Origin of the sequence: Actinoplanes sp. NPDC051633, from assembly GCF_040681735.1 — a bacterium.
Taxonomy (GTDB): domain Bacteria; phylum Actinomycetota; class Actinomycetes; order Mycobacteriales; family Micromonosporaceae; genus Actinoplanes.
Map to the genome: position 1 here is coordinate 1 of NZ_JBFAZH010000501.1, position 5,474 is coordinate 5,474.

The 5,474-nt window shown below is 67.2% G+C and carries 6 protein-coding genes and 1 pseudogene; 1 reads left to right on the forward strand and 6 read right to left on the reverse strand.

Annotated elements, in window-relative coordinates:
• Positions 1–581: molybdopterin-dependent oxidoreductase (locus tag AB0M20_RS24990; protein ID WP_364302052.1), on the forward strand; the 581-nt coding region annotated here is incomplete at its 5' end.
• 472 nt (positions 582–1,053) lie between these two features.
• Here the strand turns inward: AB0M20_RS24990 and AB0M20_RS24995 are convergent.
• The 6 genes and pseudogenes from AB0M20_RS24995 to AB0M20_RS25020 form a co-directional block, all read right to left on the reverse strand.
• A complete protein-coding gene (locus AB0M20_RS24995; protein ID WP_364302054.1) occupies positions 1,054–1,206 on the reverse strand; it encodes a hypothetical protein in 153 nt (50 codons plus the stop codon).
• Positions 1,196–1,717: a sigma-70 family RNA polymerase sigma factor gene (locus AB0M20_RS25000; protein WP_364302056.1), complete on the reverse strand. Its 522-nt coding sequence runs from the start codon at positions 1,715–1,717 to the stop codon at positions 1,196–1,198. Before AB0M20_RS25000 ends, AB0M20_RS24995 begins: the two co-directional genes overlap by 11 nt.
• 219 nt (positions 1,718–1,936) lie before the next feature.
• Complete coding sequence (locus AB0M20_RS25005; protein ID WP_364302058.1) at positions 1,937–2,152, reverse strand: hypothetical protein; 216 nt, start codon at positions 2,150–2,152, stop codon at positions 1,937–1,939.
• A gap of 157 nt (positions 2,153–2,309) precedes the next feature.
• Positions 2,310–2,651 carry an ImmA/IrrE family metallo-endopeptidase gene (locus AB0M20_RS25010; protein ID WP_364302060.1) on the reverse strand — a complete coding sequence of 114 codons (342 nt, stop codon included), beginning with the start codon at positions 2,649–2,651 and terminating at the stop codon, positions 2,310–2,312.
• Between the two features lie 266 nt (positions 2,652–2,917).
• A complete protein-coding gene (locus AB0M20_RS25015) occupies positions 2,918–4,465 on the reverse strand; it encodes a serine/threonine-protein kinase (protein ID WP_364302062.1) in 1,548 nt (515 codons plus the stop codon).
• A gap of 11 nt (positions 4,466–4,476) precedes the next feature.
• Positions 4,477–5,474 (reverse strand): annotated as a pseudogene (locus AB0M20_RS25020) (type I restriction endonuclease subunit R); the annotation flags it as partial.

The following is a 5,474-nucleotide window of genomic DNA, read 5'->3' on the forward strand; positions in this document are numbered from 1 at the left end:
ACGCCCACGCCCTCGAACCGTCGGCGGAGATCCTGATCGCGTACGAGATGAACGGCCGGCCGCTGGGCCCCGACCACGGCGCACCGTACCGCATCGTCGTGCCGCACTGGTACGCCGTCGCGTCGGTGAAGTGGCTCAAGCGCATAGAAGTCCTGACCGAGCCGTACACCGGGGAATTCCAAACCGGCCACTACATGTACGAGTGGGCCGACCGGCCGCACGAATCCGTCAGCCTCATGCGCGTGCGGGCCCGCATCACCGAACCCGCCGAGGCGGCGACCATCAAGGCCGGCACCTGCACGGTACGCGGCAAGGCATGGTCCGGAACGGGCCCGGTGACGCGGGTCGAGATCGGCCTCACCGGCGCGGGCGACTGGCACCCGGCCCAGCTCGAGCCGCCCCGCGGTCCCTACCAGTGGCAGAACTGGTCATACGAGTGGGCGGCGACCGACGTAGGCAGGCACACGCTGCGCGCCAGGGCGACCGACGCGGCCGGCAACGTCCAACCGGAGGTTCCGCCCTGGAACCGCCTCGGCTACGGAAACAACGCCGTCGAGGTCATCTACGTCGACGTGTCCTGATCCCCCGGATGACCCGCCCCGCAGGGCGACCAGGCAGGGCCAGCGGCGGAAACCGGTTCGGCCAATCGCGGAATAAGGCCGTGAGCCAAGTTCTCTCTGGTCAAGGCCTTGATCTGTTGCGCGCCCGAAGGGACTCGAACCCCTAACCTTCTGATCCGTAGTCAGATGCCTAGTAGTCATGAGTCCACTCCACGACACTGTCAGTGCGCGTGTTGTTCCGCAAGCCTCCGTCCATTCGGAGGGCTTTTCGTTTGCGCTGGTCCGGGGCCTGCGGCCGATCGCCAGACGGCCGGCCCAACTTTCAGGATCCACCGCCGTGTTGGATCGGTTGCGTTGGTGCTCCTCGGTTGCCGAACGTCCGAGCACCATCGGAGCACCGCCTATGGGCTGACCGTGAAGGTGCAGCAGTCAGGCCCCCACCGATTCTTGCGGCAGGGGCCTTCTGCGTGTCTTGGCGTATTACCCAATGTGGTCAGGGTCGGTGTCGGTCTGGCTCGGGGTCCACGCCGGCACGTTCTAGCAGCTGGTGGAGCCGTTGCTGGACGTCGACCTTGGCGTCCAGGGACTCGAGGGCTGCCTTGGACGCGCGGTCCAGCAGACGGTCAAGCTCGATGTCACGGTCCATGGTTTTCCTCCTTCCCCGTCGTGGTCGGGCGCAGCGCACTCTTCACCTTGTCGCGAGCGTGCCGCAGGGTAGAGCGCACGGTCGTCTCCTTCTTCCCCGTGATCTCGGCGATCTCTTTCTCGGAGAACCCGTCGGTGTGCAGGGCGAAGACCTCCCGCTGGGCGGCCGGCAGCGAGTCGAGCAGCTCGAGGACCTCGTCGACGTCCTGGTTGGCGTCGAAGGTCTCGAGCCACCTCTCGCGCGACGCGATGCGCTGCTCGGCGTCGAGGCTCCGCTTACGATCGTCCCAGCCGCGATACAGGACCCGCATCGCGACGGTACGGGCGAACGCACGGGGGCTCCGCACGGTCGGCCAGTTGGCCAGCAGGACGAGCATCGCTTCCTGGGCGAAGTCCTCGGCCTCGGTGGGCGTCGCGCCCGCCTTGGCGAGAGCCCAGATCAGGCGCTTGAGGTCCGAGTTGTAGAACTCGGTGAACTGCTCGACGGTCTCGGCGGTCGGTTTGATCTCCATGGGTGAGGTGCTCCTCGCGTGTTTTGGGTTGCGTGGTGTAGCGGTGGCGTAAACATGCGATTTGCTCCTCTTTCGGATGGCCAGGGCGGGATAGCTCTGGTTCTTCGCAGGAGCGCTGACTTTCCGGTCGGCGCTCCTGCCTCTCATGAGTTTGGTACGGGGCGGGGCCTCGGTGTGCAACGCCGGCGAGAAGAACTTTCTGCCTGGCGGTTCAAGAAGTCAGCGTCGCCGGCGCACGAGGTATGCGACGGCCAGGATGATGGCGAGCATCGCGGCGATCGTGGTGACGGCCAGCGACCCCGACGCGGCGTACGCGCCAGGCACACCGACCAAGGCGGCGTTGACCACGACAAGCAGCCTGTCGACGTCGTCTCCGTCACCAGGACGGCCGCCGCCGGCCGACTGCTGGCTACCGGGCGTCACGATCTCGGACACGGGTCCCCGCTCATCCGCGACCCAGGCGGGTCGCTTCTCGCCCGGTAGGTACGCGAAGGGATGTCCGCTGTGCAGCAGCGGAAGTACTACGGCTGAGCCATGACGTCGAACTCGATGGCCGGCCTGCCGTCGTCTGAAGCGGCGCCTGGGCTAGGCCTCATCTGATCTCGGACCAGGACAAGCCTCGGCGCGGGCCTGAGCGTCCACGCCTCCCGAGTGATCGGCCAGTCCTCTTGGCAAGAGCCCGACCGGCGACAAGTCGTGCTCCGGTGGCATTCATGCGCCAACCGGCGAGCTGAACGCTGACTTCGAAGTCATCGGCCACCTGCTCGTCCGACCTTCTCGCCCGGGCCGCCGGGTGAGCTGCGTCGTAGGGCAGGAGAAGCTCTGCGGCGAGTTCCGTGGCCTCCCACTCCTGGTCCTTGTTCGCCGGGTTGTGGCAGCCGCCGGTACTTTCCGCAGCGAACAGGACTCGGTCAAACTCGTGCTCGAGCAGCACGTGCCCATCTCATGAGAAACATTCGCACGTCGGCGAACATGTAGGTGGGTGTTCTCGACGATGAACTGCCCCGTTCCGGCCGGGATCACGGCGCGGACCACCGGAACACACCCCGGGCAAACCGTGAAGGGGACGATGCAACATGAGGTAGCAGCTACGGCTCGCTCGATGCTGGCCCAACCGCTGCGTGAGCTGTCCTGACCAACCCGACCGATGGCATGGAGGTGGTGCCCTCTCGACCATCGGGGCCCCGGCGGCCCAAAAGACTAATGGTCAGTACCGTCCATCAGGCGTCGGAGGTGATCACGCAGCGCCTCGACGTCCTGAATGTCGGCGGGCCCCACACCAGGAGTTCGCCTCATGTCGCTCAACAGGTCGTCCAGTCCACCGACAGCCTCGCCGATCCGGCCGAGGCTGGCGGTTATCACGGCGATCTGCTGCCGCATAGGGAAGCCCGCCGCAACGGTTACCTCCGCGAGGAGAGTCCGCAACGTCCGCAACGCCTCGGTGGCCTCACCCAGCTCCGCCTGGCAGGTAGCCACCTGCTGACGGCACTCCCGGACAAGCTCGTGGTCCGAGCCATACCGCCGAGCCAGGTCAACACCGAGCTGCTCGAACATTGGCAACGCGGCGCGGAAGTCGCCGGCCAGCATCAGCGCGGCTCCGTAGTCCACCCGAGCCTCGAGGATCTCCGGCGAACCGTTGCCATAGATCGGCGCGGCCCGGCGCAGCATGGTGGCCAGCGCATCGGCGGCCTGCCCGAACCGTTCGTCGTCGATCAACTCCATCGCCCTGTCCCGCGCTTCGCGCACCTCGTCGATGCTCGGGATGCTCGCCGGCGCCGCCTGGGCCGCGACCAGGCGCGTCCCGGCCACGCTGTCTCGGGGCAGCGGCCCGAACGGGAACCGATACGGCGAAGTGGGATCTGGGGAGCTGCGCTCCTGCGGCGCCCGCGCCATTGGCGGCAGCTCAGCGGTCACCCAGCGAAGCAGACTCACATAGACCTCGCCCGCCGACTCGGGCCTGTCCTGCGGGTCCTTGGCCAGCAATGCGAAAACGAGTTCGTCGAGCTCCTTCGGTACGTCGTCGCGCAAAGCGCCCGGATGCGGGACCGGCGTGTCGAGGTGCTGGTGCAACATGCCCAACGGGGTGTCCGACTCATACGGCGGCTGCCCGGTGATCAGCTCGAACAGCACGCAACCCAGGCCGTACAGGTCGGCGCGAGGGCCGACCGATCCCGCGCCGAGAGCTTGCTCGGGCGCCATGTAGGTCGGGGTGCCAATGGTCTCGCCGGTCATGGTGAGCTTCGGCAGGTCGGCGTCGAGGATCGCGGCGACCCCGAAGTCGAGGACCTTGACGACGCCTGTCTGGGTGAGCACGAGGTTGCGGGGTTTGAGGTCGCGGTGCACCAGCGAGGCGGCGTGCGCGGCGGCCAGCACCGAGCAGATCTGCGCGCCGATCGCCGCCACCCACGGGACCGGCAGCGGTCCCTGCTCGGCGATCAGGTCGGCGAACTCGGCGCCGGGCACGAGCTGCATGACGATGTAGAGGTCGTCCTCGATAACGCCGGCGTCGTGCACGGCGGGGACGCCAGGGTGGTCGAGCCGAGCGGTGACCTTGGCTTCGCGTTTGAACCGCTCGACGACCAGTTGCCGATCGGCGTCGTTGGCGTACCCGGGTCTGAGGAACTTGACCGCGACGGGCCGGTCGAGCCGCTCGTCGTAGCCGGCCCACACCTGACCCATCCCGCCGCTGCCGATTGGATACGTCAGCTCGTACCGGTCGGCGATGCGTGTCCCCGGCTGCAGCAGCACTTCTCCCCCGGTCAGGTCAGGCCGTGCTTGCGCCGGATCAACTTGTATGCCTGGCTGCGCCCGAGCTGGTTCATGCGCTGGCGCAACATGTCATCGTCCAAATAGCGCTGCATCAGTTTGCCGTTGTCGTCGTGGCGCGACAAGATGACCGACTCGATGCGCTTGTCGAAGACGACGCCGAAGTTGTCCTCGTCGTTGACGAGAGCGGCGGCCTCCATGGTCGGTTCCTCGGTCATCGCGACGATCTGCTGCTCGTACCAGATCTTGTCGGCCTCGCCGAGGCCCAGCCCGAACCGATCGTTGAGCTCCTGGATCAACTCGGACAGCGCCAGCTTATCCGGGTCGTTCTGCGGGCCGGCACCACCGCCGAGGTAGCCGGGCAGCATCTGCTCGCCGTCGGCGTCCAGCGACGCGTCGTGGTCGCCGGTCTTGCTGACCCGCAGGTGGGTGAGCTGGATCTCGCCGATGTCGACGGACGGGTCCTGCCGGCGTGGCAGCCGGTTGAGCAGCGCCCGCCCGTACAGGTAGAGCCGTTCCAGGCCCTCGTCGTGGTAGGGAACGACCTGGCTGAGGAACGCGTACATCCGCACGTAGTCGCGCAGCGCGGCCCGGAACCCGTCGGCCGCCTCAGGGTCGTCGGCGGCCAAGGCCACGAACCGATCCTTCGCCGGGTCGGTAAACCGGTACAGCGCGGCGTGCGCCTTCTGCAGCGCGGCGTCGGTCTTCGCCTTGCCTTCGGCGGCGAGCAGAGCGTCGGCGTACGCCTGCATCTCCGAGTCCACCAGCAACGCGTACGAGGTGACCGCGTTCTCCGCCGTGTAGAGCAGATTTGGGTCGGTCGGGATGGTCGCGGCGGTCTCGAAGTACGGCTTGAACTGCTCGGCGATGTCGGCGGCCTCGTTGACGAAGTCGAGCACGAACACGTCACCCTGCGCCTTGAGCGGGTGGATGCGGTTGAGCCGCGACAACGTCTGCACCGCGGCGACGCCCTTGAGCGGCTTGTCCACGT